This window comes from Rheinheimera sp. SA_1, from assembly GCF_001669775.1.
Taxonomy (GTDB): Bacteria; Pseudomonadota; Gammaproteobacteria; order Enterobacterales; family Alteromonadaceae; genus Pararheinheimera.
Window position 1 is genome coordinate 943641 of sequence record NZ_LXWK01000015.1, and the last position, 26335, is coordinate 969975.

A 26335-nucleotide genomic window follows, 5' to 3' on the forward strand; every position below is an offset into this window, starting at 1 on the left:
CGTTAAAAAAATCATCAATCACCGATTGATTATTTTGAAGACTTTGGTGGGTTCACATCACTAATAAACTGCGGTAAGTATTTTTGCAGCTGCAGTTGGCGGTGTGGACTTAACCACTGCATCATCGAGGTCTGATAAGCCTTGGTCGAACGCAACTTTTGGAGTGCCCGGTTAATATCCCGCAACCGCAATTCCCCTTCCGCACTATCCTGACAAGCTGCATATGAAACCATCAACGGATCTAGTCCGCGGATAGGCAAGTCAACCAACTGGCTTTTTTGCGGTGCAATCGATTGGAAATATCGAACCCTGTCTGGAAATTCAATCAGATAATCAAAGCGGTTTGCCAGCAGCAAATCCACCGGATTAATATTTTGCAGTGACTGACTGCTTAAATTACTGTCGGCAACGTCCAGATATTGTTTCACGATTGCCGGGTAACCACGATTGCGCTCAACCATGCCATTAATCGCCGGATCGGCGGTCACTTCGGCCAGCGCCACTCCGGCTCCGGTTTGCCATTGCCGTGCTAACGGGTGTTCTGCCCTTACATGCAACATCACATTCACCGAAATCACCGCCGGAATACTGTAACGCATGGTTTTGGCGCGGGTCTCATTGTAAAGCAACGAAAAAATGCAAGTTTGAGCTGTGGGTGCAGCTAAGGCCTGTTCTACTCTGGCGAAATTACTGTAGTGCACCTGATGTCGATATTGCGGTAATTCCGCCATCAACATTTGCTGCATCTGATCAACGTGCCCCTGACCTTTTTCGGCACCATCAGCAATGCGAAATGGCGGCCAGTGCACGCTGAGCCAGTCAATGCCAGGTTTGGCCAGCACAGTGCCGGATATCAGTGGCAATACCAACAACACAACAGCCTTCATCACCACTCCGACTCGTTCTTTTATACAAAATAGCATCTGCAGCTTTTATCGTACAAGTTTTCTACAGCTTCGAAGCCAGTCCGCAACACCACACATCCATTGAGGTACGCCAGCGCACAGACCGGACTTTGGTACCAGTGCAGTATGGTGGTGACCTCTTTCGCCCGAAAGTGGCTTACCAGTGAGAGCACACATGAACATAACCAGAAATATCATCAAGCCATTAGGGATACTGTTGCTGACCACCAGCAGCTTACTGGTAGTCAGTGGTTGCGATAAACCGCCTTCAGTCAAACCAGCGCCTTACACCACCGAAACCGTGCCGGTGGAACCCAGCGATCTGGCGTTAACCGCAGATGTGAAAGCAGCACTGCTGGAAGCGCCGGAAATTAATATGTTTGATATCGCAGTCGAATCAACCAAGGGTGATGTCAAGTTGACCGGCTTATTGGGCACTCAGGCGCAGATTGATGAAACGGTGCGGTTGGTAAAATTAGTCAATGGTGTGAAAGCGGTGAACAACGAACTGGCCATTAAACAATAAGCCAGCTTGTGTCGGGACAAATGCTGAAGCTGTGAAGGGTCAGCATTTGTTCAGGCCACAGTATTGCGGCCCGCATCTTTGGCTTGATAAAGCGCATTATCGGCCTGCCGTAAAATCATGTCATAGTCGGCAGGCCCGGCTCGCTCCAGTGACGTCACGCCAATACTGACCGTTACATAAGGTGCCGCCAGATTGTGCTCGTGCGGAATGGCCGCCTGTCCCACCAGTTCCTGTAGCTGATGTGCCAACGCTAGCGCGCCGATTTTGTTGGTATTGGGGAGGATCACTACAAATTCCTCACCGCCGTAACGCGCCACACTGTCGGTCGCGCGGTTAAAACCTTGCTGCAACAACCCGGCAATTTGCTGTAAAGTCCGATCACCAGCCTGATGGCCATAATGATCGTTAAAGGCTTTAAAGCAATCGACATCAATCATCAGTAACGACAACGGCCATTGTTGCCGTTGCGCCTGTGCCAGCTGCTCAGCCAGCCGCAGTTCCAGCGCACGGCGATTGGCAAGCCCGGTCAGACTATCGGTGTAAGACAACAATTCCAGTGCTTGCTGTTGTTGTTTCACGGTGGCAGCGAAAAACTGAAACGATCGGGCAATCGCAGCAATTTCGTCATGACCGGAAATTTGATGAGCTGCCGGTTTACCTTGCATCTGTTTCAGCACATTGGTGTTTAGTTGCTCCAGCCGGCGCACTACCCGCAAATGCACCAGATAAATACCAGCCGCCAGAAACAACAGTGCCAACGCTGACACCAGCAGAATTTGCTGACTGTACTGACGGATTTGTGTATTGCTGAGCTCGGCATCGGCCAGCACTGTGACGCTGACATCATAAGCGCTATTTTCAGCGAGCCTGGCATAATCGAGCACTAAATTGCGCACAAAATTACTACGGCCATTGGCGCGGCCGGTCACCACCAGCTGCTCGATACGTAGTGGAAACACACCATCATCGGCCAGCAGTAGCTGCTGTAATTGCTGTTGCAACAAATTAGTTTTACTGGCGACAGCCTGCGGACTTCCAGGCGCAACTTGTGCAAGTTGCTTGCTCACCTGCTGCTGTAATTGCCGCAGCATCAACAAACGATTGATGGTCAGAGCTTTACCTGATTGCGCAACAACTTCAGCGACGTCCAGCAAACCTACGGCTTGCTGCCCGCTGGCAGAAGTTTCAGTTTTGGCGGCGCGCTGTAATTGTTCATACAGCAGATACACCTGGGTCAGTCGCGTTTGCACTTGCTGCTGTAGATCCAGCCGCTGGCTGGTCAGTTCGTTCAGACTGTGGAGCTCTTCGGTTAGCGCGACCAATTGCGCTTCCTGATACAACACACTTTGCCGATCGGCAGTCAGCTGCTCTAAACCTAGCAAATTTTGCTGAATATCCAGATAAAGATTATGCCTTACTGCCTGGCTGGGCGCCTGACCCATCGCTTCGGTTAAATAAAGTAACTGATTGATTTTACTGTACACTTTACTTGAGTGCACCACAGATGGAATAGCATTAGTGGCGATATCACCAATATTCCCCTGCAGCCGCATTAACCGGCTTTGCATCATGGCAGCCATGCAAATCAACAACAGTAATACCAGCGACGACGTTAACGTCAGCATGGTGGTAATCGAATAACGGCGTTTAATCGGCACCATACCGCGCAGTTCAGCAATTGGCAGGGTCAGCGGCTTGTGGCTACTTGTTTTGTCATGACCCGTTTTGTCGTGGCTGGCATAGCTCATGGCTGGCTCCGCGCAGTATTGACCAACCGTTGCTGCAGCACAGGCGCAATATTTTTTTGCATTTTGATGTAATCGACCACCACTTCGGCAATCAGCTTGTTCATTTGATTGCTGTAATTAAGCTGCGGCAACTCAACCAGCGCTTTGTAGCCATCACCCCCTTCGGCCAGATAATCAAAAGTCGCCAGCTTATATTGCTGTTTGGGTACTAAAGGCTGACCATTAATGAGCACTGAAATCACCCTTTTTCCAACAGGTTGGCTCGGGTCAAACTGCATTTGCATCCCACTGAGGTGGGCAAAACGGCCGCGCAATAATTCAAATTCACTTAAGCTGTTTTCAAGTGCCGCCAGCAGTTGTTTGCCGGTCACCTGCACCAGCACTACCTGATTGCGGTAGGGTAACTCCATCGCAATATCGCGCCTTGTTAAAGTAGTCCCGGCCGGATAGTGTTTTTCACCACGAATATTACCGGCATTGACCAGCGCGATATCGGCGCCGGTATGCCAGACCATGGCATCAACCACCAGATTCGCCAGCGCATTTTCCTGACTACGCACCAGACGGCGGTTGGTATCCAGCTCGACCGTGGTGGTGCCAATGGTTTCACCTAATAATTGTTCCAGTCGGGCGGAGTGACTTTTCACCACCTTCAATACTGCCGGATCCGCCTGCTGCGCTTTCAGCTGTTGAAAGGTAGGTTTGAGTTGCAAAGTTTCCGGCGCGCCGGCGGTCCAGTGTAAATCGACCACCGCCACTTCACCTGGTGCGCTTAAGTTAATATTGGCAGGCAGCGTTTTGGGTAACTCGGTTTTAGTCAGCCGGAACAGTTCGTTTTTGCGCAAAGCAACATCGACCACCCGTTGTTGGATCAGACCGTCGACAAAATCAAAATTGGCGGAATATAACAACACAATCAGCTCAGCGCCGGCTTGTCGTAACAACACCGATTGCTCACGGACTGCTTCTTCAGGCGACGTAATCATCACCCGGTTAAGCGGATATTGCTCGGCAGCTGCCGGCGAAAACACCGCTATTACACCTAAACGAACATCACCTTGTTGCACAATCACTGACGATTCGAGGCCATCCAGATTACCTCCGGTAATAGGATCAAACAGATTGCTGGCCACCACCGGAAAGGATGCTTCATAGCTGCGCAGTGATAACTCGTCTTCAAAAAAGCTGAATTCACGTTTCGCCACGCCCATCGCGTCCGGCTCCAGCAAATTCAGGATATCAATAATGTGTGAACCGCGGTCAAAGGAAGCCAGAGTACTGGGCCCTAAGCTATCGCCGCCAAACAGAAAAAAAGTAGGTATGGGTTGCTTACGCTGGGTTTTGACGATGCTGGCAAGCTCGGCGTAATCGCCTTGTTCGGTTTCGAGAATGCGGGGCAATTCGGCGGTAAAAATCAGCCGGGCCTGACGTTCAGCGGCGACAGCATGACCGGTCAACAGCGACAGTAAGCAAGTGCCAAGCAACAGGCAAGTGACAGGCAATGACAAATACGACAACAACTTCATCCTGAGTGGCAGTCTCCGATAATGGTTTGAATGAGCTAATTCTAAAGCGTCCAGCTTGCTTGAATTTTCAGCTTTTAGCAAAACTTTGCGGCTGTTTTACAGCGAAAGTCAGCCATCTATTGCCAGCATGACAAAGCCCACAGCCAACTGCAAGCAGGCTCGTGGTTATTCGGCAGAAAAACGTTGCCATCAGCAACCAATATGATATAAATGAAAGCGCTTACAGCAGCATATTCCATAATTATCAGGTGGCATCTTTGCTGATTTTGTGTCGCTCTTTGTCGGCTCTGCCGCTTTGGAGCACGGCACAATATCATCAGCATTGGGTTGAGCTTTGCAAAGCTACCTTTAAAAATAATCGCTGAAACAAGGACTTGACTAAATGATGCCATCTTTACCACACCGCCGTTTATTCGTCGGCCTGACACCTGTTGCTGCCGCTTTGCTGATGGCGCTGACGGGTTGCCAGCCAAAATCAGCTGCACCTGAAACAACATCTCCCGCAGAACCTACTGTTGCCGCCAACGAAGCTACTGTAACTTCAGATCCAGCAGCTATCTGGCCCAAACTACAGATCCCACGTCAGGGTAATGCCGAAGAAGAAGCTAAAATCGCCAAGCTATTAGCGGCAATGACGCTGGAACAAAAAATTGCACAGATGATTCAGCCGGAAATCCGCGATATTACCGTTGCAGATATGCGCAAATATGGTTTTGGCTCTTACCTCAATGGTGGCGGTTCTTTCCCGGCCGGTAATAAACACGCCACACCGGCAGACTGGATTAAACTGGCTGAAGATATGTATCAGGCGTCGATTGATGCCAGCCAGGATGGTTCAACCATTCCAACCATGTGGGGCACTGACGCCGTGCATGGCCACAATAACGTGATTGGTGCGACGTTATTTCCGCACAATATTGGTCTTGGCGCTGCCAATAACCCAGATTTAATTGAACAAATTGCCAAAGCTACCGCCCGCGAAGTGATGGTGACCGGCATCGACTGGGTATTTGCACCGACCGTTGCCGTAGTACGCGATGACCGCTGGGGCCGCACTTATGAAGGTTACTCCGAAGATCCAACCATTGTCCGCAACTACGCCGCGGCTATTGTCAAAGGTTTACAAGGCGCACCGGATGCCGACTTTTTAGGTGATGAACGGGTCATCAGTACAGTGAAGCATTTCCTTGGTGATGGCGGCACTGAAGGCGGTATTGATCAGGGCGACAATATTTCGACCGAACAACAGCTGTTTGATATCCATGCCCAGGGTTATGTCGGTGGTTTGCAGGCAGGCGCGCAAACAGTGATGGCGTCTTTTAACAGCTGGCATGGTGAAAAAATCCATGGTAACAAATACTTACTTACTGATGTGTTAAAAACCCGGATGGGTTTTGATGGTCTGGTGGTCGGTGACTGGAATGGCCATGGTCAAATTAAAGGTTGCAGTAACGATAACTGCGCTGCCGCTGCTAACGCTGGCTTGGACGTATATATGGTGCCAACTCCGGCCTGGAAACCATTGTATGAAAACCTGATTGCACAGGTGAAAAGTGGTGACATTGCACAAAGCCGGATTGATGATGCCGTGACCCGGATTTTACGGGTGAAAGTTCGTGCCGGTTTATTTGAAAAACCAAGTCCGGCCAAGCGGCCACTATCTGGTAAAACCGAAATTATCGGCTCGGCCGAACACCGTACTGTGGCAGCTGCCGCTGTGCAACAATCTTTGGTGTTGTTGAAAAACCAACAAAGCTTGCTGCCGTTAAAGCCAACCCAGAAAATTCTGGTGACAGGCCAAGGGGCTGACAATATCGGTATGCAAAGTGGCGGCTGGACCATCACCTGGCAAGGCACTGGCAACAATAACGCCGATTTCCCTGGCGGCAGCTCAATTTATGCCGGTATTAAAACCCAGGTCGAAACCGCTGGTGGCCAGGTACAACTGAGTAACGACGGCAGTTATCAGCAAAAACCTGATGTGGCGATTGTGGTATTTGGCGAACAGCCTTATGCCGAAGGCAATGGTGATATCGACAATGTCGAATATCAGCGTGGCAATAAAACCGATTTAACGCTGCTGAAAAAATTGCAGGCCGATGGCATTAAAGTGGTGTCGTTGTTTATCAGCGGCCGGCCATTATGGGTCAATGCCGAGCTGAATGCTTCGGACGCCTTTGTCGCCGTTTGGTTACCAGGTAGCGAAGGCCATGCCATAGCGCCGGTATTATTTAGCGACAAAGACGGCAAAGTGCAGCAAGATTTTCGCGGTAAGTTATCATTTTCCTGGCCAAATGGTCCGGATCAAACCAAAGTCAATAAAGCTGATACCGACTATCAGCCGCTCTTTGCCTATGGTTATGGTTTAACTTATGCCGATACACCTGAGCAAGCGGCCAGCTTGTTTAGTGCGCCACTGCCGGAAACCAGTAGCACCAGCAACACCCTTAGTGCGCTGCCGTTGTTTGACCGCGACATTAAAGCGCCATGGCAGTTTGTGCTGCAAAGCGCTGAACAATCCGCCGCAGTTAGCAGCAACCAACAGACGCTGGGTGCAGTGAAATTACAAAGTTTTGACCGCAATGTACAGGAAGATGCGCGTTTAATCAGCTTTGATGGTTCGGCCAAAGCCAGTGTGGCCCTTCGCAGTAATTTCCCACGGGATTTACGCGCATTTGGTGGCAAAGAAGCGGTGCTGAGTTTAATGCTGAAAGTGGATGCAGCAGTGACGGCGCCGGTGGATCTGTCGATGCACTGTAACGAACAATGTAGCGCCAGCTTCGATATCAGCCCACAGTTACAACAGCTTAAAGCCGGTGTCTGGACTGAACTACAAGTGGACGTCAGTTGCTTTACCGGTAAAGGCGTGGATTTAGCGCAAATTGCAGTTCCGCTGGCGCTGAGCAGCAGCGCCAAGTTGCAACTAAGTTTCGCCGAGCTGAAGTTATTACCACAAGGCACAGCTGATGCGGTGAAACTGCAGTGCCCACAAAGCTGATGCGATGAAACTCCGGGTTGGTTCGCCAGCCCGGAACAACATGCCGGATGCAGTATCGCCGATGAAAAATAAACAGTTCTAAATGAAAATTGGTAACGTAAAAGTGCAGGCACAACCTCAGACCTTGATTATCATGGGCGTTGCTGGCAGTGGGAAATCCACCGTCGGTAAGCTGTTGGCGGCCGAATTAAATTACCTGTTTCTGGAAGGTGATGATTTTCACAGTGATGAAGCCAAAGCGATGATGGCGTCGGGTACCCCGCTTCGCAGCGATTTACGTCAAGAGTGGGTCGACCGGCTAGCTGTAACTCTGATGCAGCATGCCGCCACTGACAAGCCTTGTGTGCTGAGTTACTCAGGTTTAATTGCCAGCCAACGCCAGCAGTTACGTGAAGCCGGGTCACAGACCCGCTTTATTTATCTGCAGGGTTCGGCTGAGCTATTAGCGGCACGACTGGCAGAGCGCAGTGGTCATTATATGCCAGCCAGTTTGCTGCAAAGTCAGCTCGACAGCATGCAAAATAGTAGCAGCGAAGTTGATGTACAACCTTTTTCGATTGACCAAGAGCCCGCGGCATTATTGCAGCAGATCCTGCACTGGTTAAAACCGCCGGGCACCTAGCAGCCACAAGCTTCACGAGCCCGGCGTAATTTGCATTTTTTGCAATGAAAAGAGCACCCAGATGTCACAGCAACAGGCCGATATAGCTTTTTCAGATCAGAGCAACACTTCAAATCTTATCCATACATCCCCACTACGCTGGCGCGAGAAAATCAGTTATGGCCTGGGCGATATGGGTTTTAACTTTTATTGGGCTAATATCTCGGCCTTTTTATTAATTTATTACACCGATGTGTTTGGCATTTCAGCCGCTGCCGCTGGCACCATGATGCTGATCACCAAAATCATTGATGCCATTACCGATCCGCTGATGGGTGCAATTGCCGATCGCACACAGAGCCGCTTTGGCAAATTCCGGCCTTATTTGTTGTGGATGGCATTGCCGCTGGCCGGCGCTGGCGTGCTCACTTACTCCACGCCAGACCTGTCTGAAAACGGCAAACTGCTGTGGGCTTATGGCACTTATTCGCTACTGATGCTCTGTTATACCGCGATTAATATTCCTTATTCGGCGCTGTCCGGTGTGATGACCGGCGACAGTCAACAACGCACGCAGTTAGTAAGCTTGCGCTTTATCGGCGGTTTTAGCGGTGGGATAGTGGTGACTTATCTGACACCAAAACTGGTGGTGTGGCTGGGTCAGGGCAATGAAGCGCTTGGCTGGCAGCTGACAATGGGCTGTTTTGGTATCGCGGCTGCACTGATGTTTTTAATCACCTTTGCCAATTGCCGCGAGCGAGTGCAACCGATTGCCGCCAAGCCAGCTGCTGTATCGCAAGATTTGAAAGACTTAATGCACAACAAAGCCTGGCTGGTGTTGTTTGCGCTGGCGCTGATCATTATGGTGACCATCACCATGCGTGCCAGCAGCGCGGTGTATTACCTGAAATATTATCTGCAGCGGCCGGATTTAGTCGGTGAGTTTTTATCCTCATATATGCTGGCACTGGCACTTGGCGCGGCCTGCACGCCGTTGATGACCAAATTTTTGGATAAAAAACCCTTATTAATGCTGCTGATGACTTTGGTCGGATTGTTATCAATCAGCCTGTATTTTGTGCCAGCCGATGCCGTCAGCCTGATCTTTGGCCTGAATTTATTGATTGGCTTTTTACTCGGGCCAAAATCGCCGCTGGCGTTTTCGATGTATGCCGACACGGCGGATGACAACGAATACCGCACCGGTCGGCGCGCCACAGCAATGACCTTTGCAGCCGCCACTTTTTCGCAAAAACTCGGTGGTGCTCTGGCTTCGGCGATGATTGGCTGGCTGCTGGCTGCCATTGGCTATGTCGCCAATGCCGAACAAAGCGCGGGTTCGCAGCAAGGCATTTTATGGCTGATGACGATTATTCCTGGGGTGATTGCGTTACTGGCGGCCTGGGTAATGCGGTTTTATCCACTGACTGAAGCCCGGCTTTCGGAAATCCAGCAACAATTGCAGGTGCAAAAAGCTGCGGCTGTAGCATCAAACTCATCTGCCGGAGCGGTCTGATTATGTCTTTGCTTGAAAAAAATGCGCTGCAACCAATCATGCAACCCACAGCAGATGGCCAGCGTTATCAGCTATTTAGCCCAACGGCGATGCCAGCCGCCTGCAGCTTTTTATGGAACCCGATGCTTCTGCTGCAGCTCAATTGCCGCGGTTTTGCCACAGCGCAATTTATGCAGCCGGAGCCGGCTAAATATGCCCATGCGCCGGTGCTGGAAGCCAAAACCTTTATGCAGCCGGAGCAACCTTATTTTGCCCATCATCCGGGGCGGTTTGTGTATCTCAAAGATGAGCAGGATGGCCGCATTTTTTCGCTGCCCTATGAACCGGCAAGGCAGCAGGCCGAGCAGTTTTGTTTTTCGGTTGGCAAAAGTGATGTGCAGTGGCAGGTGCAACAAGCTGGTTTAGCACTAAATTGGCAAGTGACGTTAAGCCCGGATGCGCCGCATGAGCTGTGGCAGCTGACCGTGCAAAACTTCAGCTCCACAGATGAGCATGCGCAGCCACGCCAACTCAGCATTTACCCTTATTTTCCAGTCGGTTATATGTCATGGATGAATCAATCCGGTGACTTTAACGCTGATTTGAATGCGGTAGTTTGCACAAGCGTGACGCCATATCAAAAATACCCGGACTTTTTTAAACAGCAGTTTTTTAAAGATCAGACCTTTTTACTGGCGGAACAACCGCCTATCGCCTGGTGCGCCAATCAAAACCTGTTTGAAGGCGAAGGTGGTTTACAGCGACCCGATGCACTAATGGGCTCGACTTTAGGCAATCAAGCGGCGCACTATCAGACGCCGGTCTGCGCCATGCAATATGCGCTGACCTTAGCGCCGGGTGAAAGTAGGGTTTACCGTTTTGTATTTGGCCCGGCTTATGACAAGTTTGAGATTGCGGCAGTACGGCAACGCTATTTTGGCGATACAGCACTGCAATCAACGGCAGCCTCACCTGCTGACGGTTTTACCCAGGCCCAACAACAAGCCGCCAACCGTCTAAATGAGCTCAATCCTTGCCTGCAAATCCATACGCCTGATGAAACACTGAATAATTTCGTCAATCACTGGCTGCCACGCCAGCAGTTTTATCATGGCGAAAGTAACCGTTTTACCACCGATCCGCAGACCCGCAATTATCTGCAGGATCATATGGGGATGTGTTATTTAAAGCCTGATTCTTTCCGTCAGGCCCTGCTAAAAGCTTTGTCGCAGCAACATGCCAGCGGCGAAATGCCGGATGGTATTTTGCTGCACCCAGAGGCCATGCTTAAATACATCAATCAGGTGCCGCATACCGACCAATGTGTCTGGTTACCGGTGTGTTTGACTGCTTATCTGGCGGAAACCGCTGACTATGCGCTGCTGGATGAGTTAGTGCCTTTTTCCGACGAAACCATTGCACAGCCGGTTTTTGAGCACCTAAAGCGCGCCATGGCCTGGCTGGTGCTGAAAAAAGACCAACGCGGCTTAAGTTATATCGAACAAGGCGACTGGTGCGATCCGATGAATATGGTGGGCTATAAGGGCCGCGGCGTGTCGGGTTGGTTGTCACTGGCCAGTGCCTACGCGCTGAACTGTTTTGCCGACATCTGCCAGCAGCATGGTTTGCCAGAACTTACCACACACTATCGGCAAGAAGCGGCGCAGTTTAACCAGGCAGTGAATACCCAGCTTTGGGATGGTAACTGGTATGGACGTGGTATCACCGATGATGGCCGGATCTTTGGCGTCAGTGCCGAGACTGAAGGACGGATGTACCTGAATCCACAAAGTTGGGCCATGCTGTCGGGCGCGGCGGATGCCAACAAAATTCGGTTGCTGCTAAATGCGATCCAGGAGCACTTACAAACGCCTTATGGCGTACAAATGCTGGCGCCGGCTTATACCCGGATGGTGCAGGATATTGGCCGCTTAACCCAGAAATTTCCGGGCTCAGCCGAGAATGGTTCGGTCTATAACCATGCGGCGGCCTTTTATCTGTATGCGCTGTATCAGATTGGTGAAGCGGATTTGGCCTGCGAGCTATTAAAACAAATGCTGCCTTCTGACGACGTCGCCGATCAAAAACAACGCGGCCAACTGCCAGTCTTTATCCCCAATTACTATCGCGGCGCCTATCAAACCCTGCCCGGCACCGCCGGTCGCTCCAGCCAATTGTTTAATACCGGCACCGTTGCCTGGGTTTATCGCGCTTTGGTCGAAGGGATGTTTGGGGTGAAAGGTTGTGCCGATGGCCTACGTGTCGAACCACAATTACCCTCGCAATGGACCGAAGCCAGTATTGTCCGGTTGTTTCGTGGCGCGCGTTTTGATATCCGGTTTAGCCGTGCAGCGGGTGTCGATACACCGCAGTTGTGGCTGGATGGAGTGTTATTACCAGAGTTATTGATCCGCGAGTTTAGGGTAGGACAGAGTTATCAGGTCGTCGTGTTTTTGCCTTTGGTGGGGGCGGATTAAAAAACGTGGGTTGGCGTATCCGACGTGGAAAAACCAACCACCGATAACGACTCCGTTCGCCCGTTCGCGCCTCCGGCGCTCACTTTTGATTGCTCACTGCGCAATTGCCGGTTGTTGGTTTTGGCTTCTGATAAATGAGCGAAGCTGATACGGGCAACCTCCATCGCATCTAGTGCATAGAAACTTGTCAGAAGAGCATCCGCTGAATTGGTACGTTTGCCTGGATCGGTAAAACGCATCAGCGGAAGCTGTTTTTGAATTCGCTATGCAATATGCATCGGGCTGCGCTGCAGTTTGCCGCGCACTTTTTCAATCCGCCGCCAGCTACTTTCATCGTTCATGGTAATCCATCGCCGTTCTTCACTGCGATAAAACCAGTCCTTGTCATGTTGATAGAACACTTGCAGGTTTTCACCTTCCAAAATGTTCAGAATTTCATTGCCATGCGCTCGCATCTCGTCAAAGTCTGTGGTCGCCTTTTGACCCATTTCGCTATACAGACGATTGAGCTCAAGCAAAAGCGTATTGATTTCTTTGTTCAGCGGCATCGCTTTCAAGCCAATTTTAACCGCTTCATTGAGCATGATCGGATAGTTATGGGATGGATATTTCGAATTCAGCGTTGCAGCGATCTCATGTGCTTTTCCCTCGTCTTCAATATGGTAAGACAGTAGCTCACGACACAACATCACGGACAGCGATTCAGCTCTGTCTACCGCGCCAATCACCAACGGATGTACAAATGAAAATAGTGTTTTATATGGATTGTCAGTCGAATCGTGCTGTTCGGCGCGCCAGCGATTGATGACCCGATTTATCTCATCAAGGCTGACACTGACTCGATCGTTATTGCGATCTACCGGGGAAAGTGAATGGTTCAGTGACGTATCAACAGCGGTTAAATAAGCCGTGGGCCCCATTCTGATTTCATCGGCACCTAGCGAAATCATGGTGGCTGCAGATGCACATTCAAGCGGCACTAGCACCACAAGTTTTTGGCAATGTTGCCGTAAAAGGTTCACAAAACGCAGTGACGCCTGGCCACTTCCGCCATCTGATTTTAGAAAAAGATAAATTATTTCGTGCGAACCTACGCGTTCAAGGATTTCATTTAATGCAACCACATCATTTGCGCAGACCGAGCCACGTGGATTATTCCAATAAGTAATCAGCGGACCACCAAGCAAACTACTCGCTTGCGCTATGACGGCTTGAGTTTTACTGAACAGCACTGGCGGTTGCTTTATTTTGCGGGGAAGATTGGTGTTTTGTTGTTCCATATTCATAAATTCCTTAAGTTTTTCACGCTGATCGACAGCTAACTAAATTGCGAATTAAATGGCTTGTTGCTTGTGACGGAAGATATATCTGTTGGAATGGTTTTGAACCTTTCTTGATTGCCACACCCAATGTTAATTCAGATGGATATTTTGTAAAATAAAAACATCAATCTATTGGGTGTTTTTTGAGGCAAGGCAACATATTGCAATGAGATTTCTAGCTATTTGATCAAATCAATTGAGTGACGGGTTGTTGGTTCTGCTATCTGCGGTGCTGTTGAATCAATCTATTGGTCAACGTTTATCCAACATATATGCACGAAGCTGCCGCTCTTCCCGCATCACCAATAGGATCAAAACTCTGTTACCACCTTCACGATAAAAAATCCGCAGTGGCGGTACGACTAACTCACGGTAAATGGAATTCGATAACTCGGGAGGGACGCGTCCAGATTGCGGGAAATCTGCTAACCGCTCGGTTTTGTCAAAAACCGTTTTAACCAGCTGGCTTGCCGCAGCGAAATTATCCAAAGCGATGTAGTCAGCAATAGCATCCAGCTGTTGTAACGCCGGATCAGTCCAGATTACTTCAGCCATTTGCTCATTTTCGCTTTGGCTTCATTTTGGGTATGCATTCTTCCCTCAAACACCGCCAACTCGCCGCGCGACAGCCCTTCAAGCAACTCCAATCGACGCTGCATAAACTCAAAATCCTGCACATCAACCAGATACGCGGATGGCAGGCCATGTTCAGTGATCAACACAGGTTCCTTGGTCAGATGAAGATCGGCCAAGATCTTGGTGGCTTGACGTTTCAGGTTAGTTACAAGCTCAACTTTCATAGACTCGCCTTGAATTAGTCAGATAGTAGCACTTTAGTGTCACTCTATAATTTTAGCAACCACAAAACCCTCAGCCTGCGCTTAATAATCAGGGCTAAAAAACCGCCACGATGGTTCCTAAATATCCCTTGTTGAAAACAAGGTCAATGTGATGTTTTGCTACATCGATCTGCAATCTGTCTGCTCAGTGAGATTCCCTCATAGAACTGCGACACACTGTCTGATTATCGTTGATAAACTCTTTAGCTAAGTAAAATGGGAAAATTTCGGCTTTTGTTTTAAGCCTGTCATAAGCTGTTGTCGCATGTTCCACATACGCAGAAAAATTGCCATGAGCATTTACATCGCAACTATGTGCATACACCTGAAGTAGTCGTATTGAAACAAGAATTTCTCTTTGATAATCATCGGTCTTATGGACAAGCAACGCTCGCTGAGAGATATATTCTGATAAGCCATAACCTGCTGTAAAGGCCAATAACATCACGATAATTTTTAATTACTTCAACGACCCCCTCGGAATATAAAGTCTTTTTGCAATGGTAATCGCCATGGCGGCGGTAGTACAAGGGATGGTGATTTGATAGGAGTCGGCTTTATGGCGGACTAGCCTGCGGCTGAGTCGCGCCCTACGGTCAATATTCGCTTAACATATTGAATTCAAAAAATAGTAGGGCGATACTCGCCGCGACAGCGGCAGTACGTCATTTGCCACAAACCCAAATACTAAAACCAACAAAGCCAGCTATCACTGCAACTTCTTACTCATCAACACCACGTTCCGCACGCCGTGTGACTCTAATCGCTCCAGCACGAACCAGCCCAATTTCTGGTAAAAACCTTCAGCGGTATCAGCAGATAAATACAAGGCAGACACGCCAAGCTCGCGGGCTTTGTCTTCAAGAGCAGTGACAATTAAAGCGCCAAGCCCGAGGCCTCGTTGCTGTTCTTTGATATAAATACCACCAAGCCATGGCGATAAACCTGGTTTGGTGCCGGGTTCGTCCAGTTTAATGCTGCCGGCGCCGAGCAATTGGCCGTCTGTGGCGATAGCGACCAGCGTGAGGGGTAATTGGTTGGTGGCACAGCGCAGCTCTAAAGCAGTCGTCAGATCTTGTTTGGTCAGCCCTGCTGCCTGATAAAGATCGGCCCATTCGTTGTATAACAAAGTGCTGAGCTCAGGGATCACCGTAGAGTGATTGGCCAAATAGTCGATGCGGATGCCGCCGGTTTTAGCAGCTGTGTTGAATTTATGCGGTGAGTCGGCTTTTTGAGTAACGTTGTCTATGTCCATACCAATATCCTGAGCAAATAAAAAAGGCCGGAACTCAGTGGGTTAACCCTGAGTCCCGGCCTTATCATAGCCAGTTATTTCTTTATAAAGCTACCCGCTTAACAAGCTATTTGCTTCTAAAGCGATCAGAACCGGTAACGGGCACCAATTTCAAAAGAACGTTCAGGGCCGACATAAATACCTTCACGCAAACCGCTGATATACCGTTTATCGGCCAGGTTTTTCACTGAACCTGACACACTAAAGTTTTCAGTAACCTGATACTGACTGAGTAAATCGACCACGGTGTAAGCCGGAATTAAACCACCCCAGATGCCGCTGGCGGCATTGGTTGGAATGGCCACGATGTTGGTCGGGTCACCAAATTGCTCGCCACGGTGGTGCAGATTTAATGACAGATCCAGTTTCTCCAGCTGATAGTTCAAGCCGAGGTTCGCCAGAATTTTTGGCGCATAGGACAAACGCTTACCGGCATTGGTTCCGGTCTCGAATTCCGACTCCGGCACCCAGGTAGCGTTGGTATCAAGGCGCAAACCGGCAGTTAGTGGCTGGCTAAAGCTAAATTCCATGCCGTGATGGCTGGTTGCACCGGCATTGGACAAAGACAAGGCCGGGTTACTATTGCCGGTCACCACCTGATTGCTGAAATCCATCACAAAGGCAGCCACTTCATAGTTGGCAGTACCAGCCACGCCGCGCACGCCAATTTCGTAATTGACGGAACGCTCACCGTCCAGTTGCTGATCGGTCAGGCCTGTCAGAGCAACGGCGTTGGTCGCAGGTGAAAATGCCCGGTACACACCGCCGTACAGCTGTGCAGCTTCGGTCAGTTCATAGGTCAGACCCACACCAGGCAACACTTCAGTATTCGAAGTTTTAGCCAAAGCATTGGTTTGCAGATTAAGACGTTCTTGTTCGTAAGATTCAATCCGCAGACCAGGTGTCACCGCCAGCTTGTCACTGAGTTCCAACCGGCTTTGCACATAACCTGCCACGCTGTCGGCGCTGTCTTGTAAATGACCGGCAATAGTGCCGGTGCGATCAGCGGCGCGGGTTGCGGTGATCCGCAGATCATTGGACTTTTCATGCATCAAGCGCAGGCCAACTTCAGTGGTGGCATTCAGCCCGAATAATGGCTGATCCAGAGTCAAGCGACTTTCGGCGCCGGCTCGTTCAAAAGAGCGGTTATTCCCGGTCAGGCTGTTGGTATAAACCCAGCGGCCAGCCGCATTTGACGCTGCAGTATTGACCGCATAACGCCAGTAATCGCGGGTGACATCACTCCAATACAACAACGTTTTTAAGGTGGCGCTATCGCTTAACAACCATTCATGATTGATATCAAAAGCCACCCGGTCGGTCAGGTAATCGTCATCCGGTGCCGGGTTATAGTCGGCGCCAGCCTGATAATCACCCAGCAGTAAACCGCGGTACGACATATTAACGTCGTTTTCATGCCACGACAGTTTTACGCCCAGCTTCTGGTTATTGCCAAACTCGACGCCGGCTTTGGCCATCACGTCGTTCATGGTGTAGCCTTTGTCCATAAAACCATCGCTGGTGGCATGAGTGGCAACGATCCCGGCAAAAGCATCACCAGCGGCGTTTTTATTACCGGCTTCAATGCCAACTTCTTTCATATTAAAAGAACCGGCGCGCGCAGACAGCTCAACACCGTCATCCGGTGTTTTGGTCTGATAATTCACCACGCCGCCAATAGTAGAAGGGCCGTAGCGTAAGGACGATGAGCCTTTGAGCACTTCAACCCGCTCCACCCTTTGAATACGAGGGTTGTAATAACGGTCGTTGCCAATAAATAATCCAGGCGCTACTGGTACACCGTCTTCCAGCATCAGCGATTTAGACTCGCTGGCCGATAAACCGCGGATACCAAAGTTGGCGACAACTGAGGTTTCTTCTTCACTCTTAATATTCACACCAGGAATACGACGCAACACATCTTCGGTCGATAACGGTTGCACCCGTTGAATATCTTTAAGCTCAACCAGATTCACCGAACCGGTCGCTTCAAAACGGTGATCTTCTTTTTGCCCAACGACTTTCACCACTTCCATGCCGGTGTAACGAGACTTTCTGGTTTCGGCTGCATCCTCTGCACTAGCAGCGGTGGCTAGAGTACTGGCAGCAATAGCGACGGCAACAGCCAATCGGGATGGACGGAAGTGGGTGCTGAATGGGTTCGAAGACATATCAAAGTCCTTAGCTAAAGTAGTGATTGCAGCGATACTCAGGCTGCAAATTTGCGCGCGAGTCTAACCGTGAATAGCAATTATTGTCAATTAGCTTTGCTATCAGGAATCATTCTTATTTTTATCACGATACGTGTTTCATACGGATTTGGATTAGAAAATAATTTGATCAATTTTTATACGACGGTATAAGTTCTGGCGGTATTTGCGGCTATGCTTGCTCAGGTCTGGCAACTATCGCAGCTGACAACATCACCGATCGATAACGGAGGTACGATCGATAAATACCGCGACACATACCGCGCAAAGGAACAGGAAACGACCATGTCTAAGATTGTGCTCACTGCCGCACTTCGGGCGGACTATCAAAGATTGTTTGACCAATGCCAAATTAACTCCGCCAAAGCCCCCTTAGTTGAACAAACCATTCAGAAAATAATGAACAACAAAACGCGCTACCAGGCCGTCAGTGCGCTCAGCGGCGCACCTTGGTACGTGATTGCAGTGATTCATCTGCTGGAAGCTTCACTGAATTTTAATAGCCATCTGCATAATGGTGATCCACTCACCGCCCGCACCGTCCAAGTACCGGCCGGTCATCCGAAAAAAGGCAATCCGCCTTTTACCTGGGAAGAAAGTGCTTTGGATGCACTGAGTCTGAAAGGGGTAAACAAGGTGAAAGACTGGAGCTTGCCAGCTCTGCTATACACGCTGGAATCATACAATGGCATGGGTTATCGCATATACCACCCGCATGTGCCCTCTCCTTATTTGTGGGGGTTCAGCAATCATTATGTCAGCGGCAAATATACCCATGACGGGCGATGGTCAGATTCCGCAGTGTCGCAACAATGTGGTTGCGCGGTGATTTTGCGCCGGATGGCCGAGCTTGATTTAATTGAATTTGCCGACCAGCCAGTGGCAGAGGCCAGTCAATGGCAGGTGCATTACAGCGAACGCGCTTTTACCGATCCAGCACAGCAGGCTAAAGCTGTTGCCTTACAGGAATGGCTAAACACCCATCCGGGTATTTTTGTGAAACCGGATGGTATTCCAGGGCGACGCACCTCGGACGCGAATTTTCGGATCAGCGGGCATTATCTGCCACAGGATCCGTTGCATCCTTGAGCTGGCAGCGGCATCGGGTGGTCTAGTACAACGCGCGGCTTTACACAACGTGCGGCTTTGACCAAAAAATTTAGCCGCCCGGATCCGCTAGCCTCGCCGGATCCAGCAAAACCCGCAGTTCCGCTTCCGACAGGTTAGTAAGCTCCAACGCGACATCCAGCACCGGTCGTTGCTGGCTGTAGGCCATTTTGGCGATTTTCGCCGCCTGTTCGTAACCAATCACCGGATTCAGCGCCGTAACTAAAATCGGATTTTTCGCCAGCGCTGCAGCAGCGGTGTCCTGACGGATTTTCAGGCCGGTGATGGCTTGGTTGGCCAAGGACGAACAACTACCCGCCAGCAAACTGATGCTATCAAGTAGATTGTTTGCTACCAGTGGCAACATCACATTAAGTTCAAAATTGCCGGACTGGCCGGCAATGGTGATGGCGCTATCATGACCAATCACCTGCGCACAAGCCATCACCACCGCTTCCGGGATCACCGGATTGACTTTGCCCGGCATAATCGACGAACCCGGCTGCAATTCCGGCAGTTCAATTTCGGCAAGTCCAGCCAGAGGTCCGGAATTCATCCAGCGCAAATCATTGGCAATTTTCATCAGCGCCACCGCCAGCGTTTTTAGCGCACCGGAACAGGCAACCGCCACATCCTGGCTGCTTAAGCTGAAAAAGAAATTGTCTGACGGCGTGAAGCTAAGGCCGGTGGTTTTACTAAGTTCAGCGCAGCACAAAGCGGCAAATTTTGGATGCGCATTCACGCCGGTGCCTACTGCAGTGCCGCCTTGCGCTAGCTGTTGTAAACCGGATAACTGCTGACGAAGATGGTTTTCAGCATGTGATAGCTGCGCCAGCCAACCGCTGAAGACCTGACTAAACCGCACCGGCATCGCGTCCATTAAATGGGTGCGGCCAGTTTTCAAAATATCACCCTGCTCCGCACTTAACCGGGCAATGGCGTGTTGGAATTGGGTCAGCGCCGGCAGCAATTCGAGCGCAATCGCCAGGCTGGCACTGACATGAATGGCACTTGGAATGGTGTCATTGCTGCTTTGGCCAAGATTGACATGATCGTTGGGATGGATTTTCTCAGCAGACTCTTGAGTGACGCCCTCATAGGCTTTGGTGCTAAGGATTTTGCTGGCAAGGGTCGCCAACACTTCGTTGGCATTCATATTGGAACTGGTGCCGGAGCCGGTTTGATACAGACTGACCGGAAATTGCGCCAAATCCAGGTGTTGCAGCTGCTGCTCCACTGCCGCAGCGATCGCGTTTGCCTTAGCTTCACTTAACAAACCAAGCTGCTGATTAGCGCGGGCAGCGGCTTGTTTAATCAATAATAAAGCGCGGATAAATGGCGCCGGCATCGTTGCCGGATGCAGCCGAAAGTTCTGTACCGCGCGTTGTGTCTGCGCCTGATACAACGCATCCGCCGGCACTTGCAGCGGTCCCATCGAGTCGTGTTCAATCCGGAAATTCATCTTGGCTTCCTTTCAATGTGAATCGACAAAAAACTATCAGCGATGGCATATCGAGCGCTGTCCTACAACAACATAGGCCTGCCACAGCCCGCTGTCTACTCCGGAAATCGCCAACCCTGTTGCATCAAGTTACCTTTTCACTTAACATAAATGCGAATCATTATCATTTATATCCAATGCAAGTCCAAGCTCAGGAGTCGTCAGTTCAGTTATGGGTACTTTTCAAATTCGTCAGTGTCACCACCAATCTCTATCAGCCATTGCTCACACCAATGCTAACACCAACCCTGCAGCAAAATTTCGCCAATTGCCCTTAGCGCTGGCGATGACTCTAGCTTTGGGCAGCCCGCAGCTGCTGGCAGAAACGCAGGGTGATGCTTCAGCGCAGCGTAAAAACAGTGAAACTGCCATCGAAAAAATCACCGTCAACGGCAAAAAAATGACCGTCAGCACCCCCACCCGGCTGCCACTGACTGCCCGTGAAATTCCGCAATCAATTAGCGAAGTCTCGGCTGAACTGATGAGCGCCATCAATATGCTGGACATCAACGATGTGATGATGCATGTGCCTGGTGTGAATGTGACTTTGTACGATACGCAGCGGCCGCTGTATTTTGCCCGCGGTTTTCAGATCACCGATTTTCAGGTCGATAGCATTCCAACTTACAGCGGTAATACCAATCAGGAGTACGATACGGCGCTGTATGAACGCGTCGAGGTGATCCGCGGTGCTAATGGCTTGTTTTCCGGGGTCGGCTCGCCTTCAGCTACGGTGAATTTGCTCCGGAAAAGACCAGGTAAAGAATTTGCGGCATCGGTGTCGGCTACGGTCGGATCCTGGCAAATGCGCCGTGGCGTGCTGGATGTTTCCAGTCCGTTTGATAGTGAAGACGCAGTGCGCGGCCGGGTGGTCGTGGCGACTTTAGATTCCGACAGTTTTCGCGATCGCTATCATGAAAAGAAACTGGCTGGCCTTGCCATTATTGAAGCTGATTTAACCGAACAAACCACAGTTGCATTTGGTTTGCAGGATCAGGACAACCAACCAGAAGGCACCATTTGGGGAACGGTGCCGATTTATGCCGCTGACGGCAGCTTAGCAAATTTGCCAGTCAGCAGCAGTTTCGCGCCAGAATGGACCCACTGGCAGCGTAAATCCGGCACTTTATTTGCCGATGTCACCCATCAATTTAATGAAACATGGCAGCTCAAAGCCGCGGTCAATCAAACCGAAGGCGATGTCTCCAGCTTACGGGTTTACGCCACTGGTTTTCCGGATAAAACCGCCGGCCAGGGCTTAAAACTGCTGGCCGGTGTCGGCGCTGGCGAGGATACCCGCAGCAGCTTCGATCTGTACTTAACCGGCAGTTATCAGGCCTTTGGTCTGGATCATGACATCATCGCCGGTGCCAGTGTGTCAAAGCTGGAGTCCACCACCGATCTATTCAATTCAGTCGCCGGTTGGTCTTACAACGTGCCGGATGCCTGGAACTATGACGGCAAAGCGCCAATGCCGGTGTACAACCCAACCGGCGCTTACCGCATTGCCAGTACTGATCAACAGGGTATTTATCTGGCCAACCGCTTCCGGTTGAGTCAGGACTGGTCGCTGGTCGGCGGTGCGCGTTTCAGCAACTGGGAAACCGCCACCGATAATTTCAATACCGCCGGCAAATACACCACGACCAGCGGCGCTTATAAAGTCAACGATGAAGTCACACCTTATGTCGGTCTGGTGTGGGATCTGACCGAGCAGCATGCGTTGTATCTGAGTTACACCGACATTTTTACCCCGCAAAACTACAAAGACAAAGACAATAACCTGTTAGCGCCGGTGCTTGGTAACAACCTGGAACTGGGTCTGAAAAGCAGTGTGCTGGATGGCGCGCTGGCGCTGAACGCGGCGATTTTCAAAACCGCCCAGGACAATTACGCCGTACGAGATCTGACCCAGCCGGAAAACTCGTTACCGGACGGCAGCTCGGCTTATAAAGGTATTGATGGGACTGAGAGCCAGGGTTTTGAAATCAGTGCCAGCGGTCAGCTGACGGATGGCTGGCTGGTCAACGCCGGGTACAGTTATGTCGACACCAAACGTCATACCAACGACAAGATCTGGACCAACTTGCCGGAGCATTCGGCACAGTTATCCAGCCACTATGATCTGGGTGGCGCCCTGGCTGGCCTGACACTGGGCGGTGGTTTTAACTGGCAAAGCGAAACCATTGGTTATGGCATTGTCCATCCGCTGGAAAAAGCCGGTGCTACTTATACCCAAAAGGCCTACTTACTGGCGAATCTTTACGCCAGCTGGCATTTCGCCGAAAACCTCAGCAGCACCGTCAGTGTTACCAATCTGTTTGATGAACTGTATTGGGCCAATATCGACTACGCCAACTACGGTAAACCACGCCAAGTTAACCTCAGCGTGAAATGGCAGTACTGATGCTTATACCCTTCAGCCTTGAAGGTGCAGGGGTGTTGGCCGCCTTCACCCACCCCAGTCACATAGGACAACTATGCTCCTGGGGATGGGTTCAGTTGCCGCCTACCTGCACCTCCAATGCTTTTGGGTATAACGTAGAGACAGGAGAGTCAAGGTGAAAGCCAGATTCAGAGACAGTATGAACTGGCTGCACACCTGGGCTGGGTTGGTGGTTGGTTGGGTGTTGTTTGCGGTTTTCCTGACCGGCACCCTGGCTTATTTTCAGCATGAGATCAGCCGCTGGATGCAGCCTGAACTGCCCGCCGCCGCTTCGCCAGAGCAGGCGGTCGCGCAGGCGCAGCAGTATTTACAGCAACATGCGGCAGGCTCGGATCGCTGGACCATAGTGTTGCCAGGCGATCGTGGTTTCACCACCGATTTGTTCTGGCGACCGGCGCCGATGGCTGAAGCTGCAACTTCGGCGGCCAATTCAGCAACAAATGCAGTGTCAAATAAAGAGTCAACTAAAGAGTCAACTAAAGAAAAACGTCCAGCCAATCGGCGGTTTGAACGGGCAAGTTTAGCCGGCGATGGCACTGCAGCAACTGCACGCGAAACGCGTGGCGGGCAGTTTTTCTATCGTTTTCATTTTGATTTGTACCATCTGCCGGTAGTTTGGGCGCGCTGGATTGTCGGCGTCTGCAGCATGTTGATGCTGCTGGCGCTTTGCACTGGCATCGTGATCCACAAAAAAATCTTCAAAGATTTTTTCACGCTGCAGTGGCGCAAAGGCCATAAAAGCTGGTTGGACGGTCATACCCTGACTTCGGTGCTGGCGCTGCCGTTCCATCTGATGATTACCTATACCGGGTTGATTACCTTGATGTTTATGTATATGGCGCTGGCGGTATCGGCCAATTTCCCGAGCAGCCAGCAGTTTTTTGCGCAGCTGCAAGGTGATACGCCGCCAATCGTCGCCAGCGGCCAGCCTGCTGCATTAGTGCCGCTGGAACAGATTTTGCGTCAGGCACAAACTGAGCTGCAGGGCGCAGACATCAGTCTTATCACCGTGCATCAGCCGGGTGATGCGGCCGCGGTGATTGAATTACGCGAAGCATCCACCAACAGTCTGGGCTCAGGTGGCCGCGAACTGCGCTATTCCGGCAGCAGCGGGTTATTACTAAACGCCGCGATCGCAGCGCCTTATCCAGAGCAGATCCGACATCTGCTGATCAACCTGCACTCCGGCCGTTTTGCCGATCCGCTGCTGCGCTGGCTGTACTTTTTATCCGGTCTGGCCGGGACTGCGATGATCGGCAGCGGGCTGATTTTATGGTCGGCGCGCCGTGCCAGTCAGCCGGGTGCCGCGCATTTTGGCCACAAATTGGTGCACTGTTTAAACGGCGGTACAGTGCTCGGTTTACCGCTGGCCGTGGCCTGTTTTTTCTGGGCTAACCGCTTGCTACCGCTGCAATGGCCCGACCGTCCGGAATGGGAAATCCATGGCTTTTTTGCGGGCTGGCTGCTGATGTTGTTGTTTAGCCTGCTGCGAAACCCAAAACTGCTGTGGCGTGATGGCCTGCAGCTATTGGCGGCGGTTTATCTGTTATTGCCACTGTGGAATTTTTTCAGCAGCAACCGTCACCTCGGCTACAGCCTATGGCACACCGATTGGGTGTTTGCCGGTATTGATCTGGTATTTTTAGTCACCGGGCTTTGCTGCCTGCAAACGGCCAGAGTATTACAACGACGCCGAGAGACCCGAAGCCAAAGTGCTATTGGCGGTGCTGCAACTGCAGATTTAACCGGAACTGCAGGAGCATCCACCCGATGAAACTGGATCTATCCCCAATAGCCAGCGCGCCACCTGCTGCGGCCAAACAACCTTTGTCGCAGGTAGCGAGCTTAGTGTGGCGGATCCTGCTGGCGACTGTTGGCGGTTATTTTTGTACCGTCGCTGTGATTAGCCTGACCGCCAGGTTATTAGCTGTGCTATTTGACGTGCCACTGGCCAATAGTTTACTCAGCGGTATGCTGCTGAGTTTTCTGCTGTATAGCATCATCATAATGGCGGTGTTTGCCAGCCAGCGACTTGTCCGCACCAGCCTGTGGCTGTTGGGAGCGGGCGTTGTAGCGACGCTGCTTTGTCAGTTGCCGGTGCTGGCTGATGTTTCAGAGACCGTTGTGATAGCTGGAGTTGTGTTCGAGGGAGTGAAAGTAAGCTGATGGGCTATGTCATTTGTTTTTTCAGCATGCTGTTGGCATTGGTCTGGCTGGCGCAAAGCATGGCCAGACATGGCAAACAAATTTGGGGCAAAGCACTGCCGGATCCTGCTGAGCTCAAGCGCAGAAGCTGCGGCTGGCTCGTGCTGGGGCTCAATTTTTTACTGCTGTGGTATGTGCTTGGCCTGGCGTTGGCACTGCTGATCTGGCTGGGATATGCAACTCTCGCCAGCCTGATCATCGCGTTCGTTTTGAGCTACCAGCCACGCTGGTTAAGATTGCCGGGGCTATAATTCCGCCGCCAAAGCTAATACTCTGCCGCCGGCTTCGTTAAACTGCGCACCCGAATATTTCTGAAAAATGTTTCGGCCCCTTCAGACTGAATTTGTAATTTGCCGCGCGTAAGTGGCGCAAAACCGCCGGCAATCGGCTGACGGGAATTAAAACCACGGAACACTTCGTGGCCATTTACTTTGTGGATCAGGGTTTTACCGTCGGTGATGACTTCGAGCAGATCCCATTCTCCGGCCGGTTTTTCATGTAGACCCAGCTTCAAAACCCGATCCGCGATGTTTTTGCGCAGTGGCGCTTTGGGATCGTATTTATAAAATTTCCAGTCGCCGATATGGGTATCCGTGGCATGCACATCAATAATCACCCCATCCAGACTATGGTAATCACCATGGTCGCCTTGTTGAATTTGAAATTCGTGGCTGCGCATCCAATGACCGCTTTGCGCACCTTGTGGTCCAACGGCGAAATACAACAAGCCGCTGTCCATCGGCGCTTCCAGCCTTGGATACCATTTTTGCTTGCCCCACTTCACTTCCAGCTGCAGGTGGAAATTTTCAAATTCGTCGACGCTGGTCAGGCCGCCCCATTCCGCGCCCGACACACGCAACAAACCATCGACCACCGAAAAAATCCGGTTTGGATCGTTATTTAAACCTTGCGGTTGCTGTTTTGAAATTAAATTGTGGGCGTTGGTTTCAGGTTGATAACTGACATAAGGCTGCCAGCCTGTAAGGTCTTTACCGTTAAATAACGACCGCCATTCGCTGGCAAGTAACGGCTGACTGAGCATGAGACATAAAGACGAGATTAAAACAGCTTTCATCGGGACTCCGGTTTGAATGAACTGAATGATTTTTTCGCCCTGGATAACCATTTGGTTAAA

Annotated in this window: 21 protein-coding genes; 10 read left to right on the forward strand and 11 right to left on the reverse strand. The window is 50.8% G+C overall.

The features are described from left to right. Positions 1–29 precede the first annotated feature (29 nt). Complete coding sequence (locus A5320_RS11615; RefSeq protein WP_068064502.1) at positions 30–887, reverse strand: hypothetical protein; 858 nt, start codon at positions 885–887, stop codon at positions 30–32. Positions 888–1080: 193 nt separating this feature from the next. Between A5320_RS11615 and A5320_RS21715 the strand changes: the two genes are divergently transcribed. Continuing rightward, a complete protein-coding gene (locus A5320_RS21715) occupies positions 1081–1431 on the forward strand; it encodes a BON domain-containing protein (RefSeq protein ID WP_082971694.1) in 351 nt (116 codons plus the stop codon). A 50-nt stretch (positions 1432–1481) separates the two neighbouring features. On the opposite strand, the gene A5320_RS11625 is transcribed toward A5320_RS21715, so the two are convergent. Both A5320_RS11625 and A5320_RS11630 read right to left on the reverse strand, forming a co-directional pair. After that, a complete protein-coding gene (locus A5320_RS11625; protein ID WP_068064504.1) occupies positions 1482–3179 on the reverse strand; it encodes a GGDEF domain-containing protein in 1698 nt (565 codons plus the stop codon). Then, a complete protein-coding gene (locus A5320_RS11630; RefSeq protein WP_197490071.1) occupies positions 3176–4696 on the reverse strand; it encodes a bifunctional metallophosphatase/5'-nucleotidase in 1521 nt (506 codons plus the stop codon). Before A5320_RS11630 ends, A5320_RS11625 begins: the two co-directional genes overlap by 4 nt. Positions 4697–5087: 391 nt before the next feature. Here A5320_RS11630 and A5320_RS11640 point away from each other — a divergent pair, with 391 nt between their 5' ends. From A5320_RS11640 to A5320_RS11655, 4 genes are all read left to right on the forward strand, one after another. Continuing rightward, complete coding sequence (locus tag A5320_RS11640) at positions 5088–7703, forward strand: glycoside hydrolase family 3 protein (RefSeq protein ID WP_157605783.1); 2616 nt, start codon at positions 5088–5090, stop codon at positions 7701–7703. 82 nt (positions 7704–7785) lie between these two features. Next, positions 7786–8325, forward strand: coding sequence for a gluconokinase (locus tag A5320_RS11645; protein ID WP_068064509.1), 540 nt, complete (start codon positions 7786–7788; stop codon positions 8323–8325). A 61-nt stretch (positions 8326–8386) separates the two neighbouring features. Beyond that, the gene (locus A5320_RS11650) at positions 8387–9820 is read left to right on the forward strand and encodes an MFS transporter (protein ID WP_068064512.1); all 1434 of its coding nucleotides are present in this window, start codon (positions 8387–8389) and stop codon (positions 9818–9820) included. 2 nt (positions 9821–9822) lie between these two features. Further along, entirely contained in the window at positions 9823–12276 is a 2454-nt protein-coding gene (locus A5320_RS11655; protein WP_082971696.1) for a GH36-type glycosyl hydrolase domain-containing protein, read from the forward strand. Here A5320_RS11655 and A5320_RS11660 read toward each other — a convergent pair. From A5320_RS11660 to A5320_RS11685, 6 genes are all read right to left on the reverse strand, one after another. Further along, complete coding sequence (locus A5320_RS11660) at positions 12273–12515, reverse strand: hypothetical protein (RefSeq protein ID WP_068064514.1); 243 nt, start codon at positions 12513–12515, stop codon at positions 12273–12275. The two genes, A5320_RS11655 and A5320_RS11660, sit on opposite strands and share 4 nt — an antisense overlap. 24 nt (positions 12516–12539) lie before the next feature. Further along, a complete protein-coding gene (locus A5320_RS11665) occupies positions 12540–13556 on the reverse strand; it encodes an SDH family Clp fold serine proteinase (RefSeq protein WP_068064516.1) in 1017 nt (338 codons plus the stop codon). 294 nt (positions 13557–13850) lie between these two features. Beyond that, positions 13851–14153: a type II toxin-antitoxin system RelE/ParE family toxin gene (locus A5320_RS11670; RefSeq protein ID WP_068064519.1), complete on the reverse strand. Its 303-nt coding sequence runs from the start codon at positions 14151–14153 to the stop codon at positions 13851–13853. Continuing rightward, the gene (locus A5320_RS11675) at positions 14141–14398 is read right to left on the reverse strand and encodes a type II toxin-antitoxin system Phd/YefM family antitoxin (protein WP_068064521.1); all 258 of its coding nucleotides are present in this window, start codon (positions 14396–14398) and stop codon (positions 14141–14143) included. The genes A5320_RS11670 and A5320_RS11675 overlap by 13 nt, the downstream gene beginning before the upstream one ends. 748 nt (positions 14399–15146) lie before the next feature. Further along, positions 15147–15692: a GNAT family N-acetyltransferase gene (locus tag A5320_RS11680; protein ID WP_068064523.1), complete on the reverse strand. Its 546-nt coding sequence runs from the start codon at positions 15690–15692 to the stop codon at positions 15147–15149. A gap of 125 nt (positions 15693–15817) precedes the next feature. Further along, positions 15818–17902 (reverse strand): TonB-dependent receptor family protein, encoded by a 2085-nt coding sequence (locus A5320_RS11685; protein ID WP_068064525.1) that lies wholly within the window; start codon positions 17900–17902, stop codon positions 15818–15820. A 324-nt stretch (positions 17903–18226) separates the two neighbouring features. On the opposite strand from A5320_RS11685, the gene A5320_RS11690 reads away from it, so the two are divergent. Beyond that, positions 18227–19030: a hypothetical protein gene (locus A5320_RS11690; RefSeq protein ID WP_068064527.1), complete on the forward strand. Its 804-nt coding sequence runs from the start codon at positions 18227–18229 to the stop codon at positions 19028–19030. Between the two features lie 70 nt (positions 19031–19100). Here A5320_RS11690 and A5320_RS11695 read toward each other — a convergent pair whose 3' ends face one another. Then, positions 19101–20510, reverse strand: coding sequence for a class II fumarate hydratase (locus A5320_RS11695; protein WP_068064529.1), 1410 nt, complete (start codon positions 20508–20510; stop codon positions 19101–19103). Positions 20511–20721: 211 nt separating this feature from the next. On the opposite strand from A5320_RS11695, the gene A5320_RS11700 reads away from it, so the two are divergent. From A5320_RS11700 to A5320_RS11715, 4 genes are all read left to right on the forward strand, one after another. Next, positions 20722–22956 carry a TonB-dependent siderophore receptor gene (locus tag A5320_RS11700; protein ID WP_197490072.1) on the forward strand — a complete coding sequence of 745 codons (2235 nt, stop codon included), beginning with the start codon at positions 20722–20724 and terminating at the stop codon, positions 22954–22956. A gap of 154 nt (positions 22957–23110) precedes the next feature. Then, positions 23111–24769 (forward strand): PepSY-associated TM helix domain-containing protein, encoded by a 1659-nt coding sequence (locus A5320_RS11705; protein ID WP_068064531.1) that lies wholly within the window; start codon positions 23111–23113, stop codon positions 24767–24769. Beyond that, positions 24766–25161, forward strand: coding sequence for a hypothetical protein (locus A5320_RS11710; protein WP_068064533.1), 396 nt, complete (start codon positions 24766–24768; stop codon positions 25159–25161). Before A5320_RS11705 ends, A5320_RS11710 begins: the two co-directional genes overlap by 4 nt. Further along, positions 25161–25451, forward strand: a complete 291-nt coding sequence (locus tag A5320_RS11715) for a DUF3325 domain-containing protein (RefSeq protein ID WP_068064535.1) — start codon at positions 25161–25163, stop codon at positions 25449–25451. Before A5320_RS11710 ends, A5320_RS11715 begins: the two co-directional genes overlap by 1 nt. A 14-nt stretch (positions 25452–25465) precedes the next feature. Here A5320_RS11715 and A5320_RS11720 read toward each other — a convergent pair whose 3' ends face one another. Next, positions 25466–26275 (reverse strand): 3-keto-disaccharide hydrolase, encoded by an 810-nt coding sequence (locus tag A5320_RS11720; protein WP_068064983.1) that lies wholly within the window; start codon positions 26273–26275, stop codon positions 25466–25468. Positions 26276–26335 lie beyond the last annotated feature (60 nt).

Bases quoted from the DNA above. Each gene is read 5' to 3' on its own strand.
- A5320_RS11640 (WP_157605783.1), top strand. From the start codon at position 5,088: ATGATGCCATCTTTACCACACCGCCGTTTATTCGTCGGCCTGACACCT.
- A5320_RS11670 (WP_068064519.1), bottom strand. From the start codon at position 14,153: ATGGCTGAAGTAATCTGGACTGATCCGGCGTTACAACAGCTGGATGCT.
- A5320_RS11615 (WP_068064502.1), bottom strand. From the start codon at position 887: ATGAAGGCTGTTGTGTTGTTGGTATTGCCACTGATATCCGGCACTGTG.
- A5320_RS11675 (WP_068064521.1), bottom strand. From the start codon at position 14,398: ATGAAAGTTGAGCTTGTAACTAACCTGAAACGTCAAGCCACCAAGATC.
- A5320_RS11650 (WP_068064512.1), top strand. From the start codon at position 8,387: ATGTCACAGCAACAGGCCGATATAGCTTTTTCAGATCAGAGCAACACT.
- A5320_RS11720 (WP_068064983.1), bottom strand. From the start codon at position 26,275: ATGAAAGCTGTTTTAATCTCGTCTTTATGTCTCATGCTCAGTCAGCCG.
- A5320_RS11715 (WP_068064535.1), top strand. From the start codon at position 25,161: ATGGGCTATGTCATTTGTTTTTTCAGCATGCTGTTGGCATTGGTCTGG.
- A5320_RS11700 (WP_197490072.1), top strand. From the start codon at position 20,722: ATGGGTACTTTTCAAATTCGTCAGTGTCACCACCAATCTCTATCAGCC.
- A5320_RS11685 (WP_068064525.1), bottom strand. From the start codon at position 17,902: ATGTCTTCGAACCCATTCAGCACCCACTTCCGTCCATCCCGATTGGCT.
- A5320_RS11660 (WP_068064514.1), bottom strand. From the start codon at position 12,515: ATGCGTTTTACCGATCCAGGCAAACGTACCAATTCAGCGGATGCTCTT.
- A5320_RS11665 (WP_068064516.1), bottom strand. From the start codon at position 13,556: ATGGAACAACAAAACACCAATCTTCCCCGCAAAATAAAGCAACCGCCA.
- A5320_RS21715 (WP_082971694.1), top strand. From the start codon at position 1,081: ATGAACATAACCAGAAATATCATCAAGCCATTAGGGATACTGTTGCTG.
- A5320_RS11710 (WP_068064533.1), top strand. From the start codon at position 24,766: ATGAAACTGGATCTATCCCCAATAGCCAGCGCGCCACCTGCTGCGGCC.
- A5320_RS11695 (WP_068064529.1), bottom strand. From the start codon at position 20,510: ATGAATTTCCGGATTGAACACGACTCGATGGGACCGCTGCAAGTGCCG.
- A5320_RS11645 (WP_068064509.1), top strand. From the start codon at position 7,786: ATGAAAATTGGTAACGTAAAAGTGCAGGCACAACCTCAGACCTTGATT.
- A5320_RS11690 (WP_068064527.1), top strand. From the start codon at position 18,227: ATGTCTAAGATTGTGCTCACTGCCGCACTTCGGGCGGACTATCAAAGA.
- A5320_RS11655 (WP_082971696.1), top strand. From the start codon at position 9,823: ATGTCTTTGCTTGAAAAAAATGCGCTGCAACCAATCATGCAACCCACA.
- A5320_RS11680 (WP_068064523.1), bottom strand. From the start codon at position 15,692: ATGGACATAGACAACGTTACTCAAAAAGCCGACTCACCGCATAAATTC.
- A5320_RS11625 (WP_068064504.1), bottom strand. From the start codon at position 3,179: ATGAGCTATGCCAGCCACGACAAAACGGGTCATGACAAAACAAGTAGC.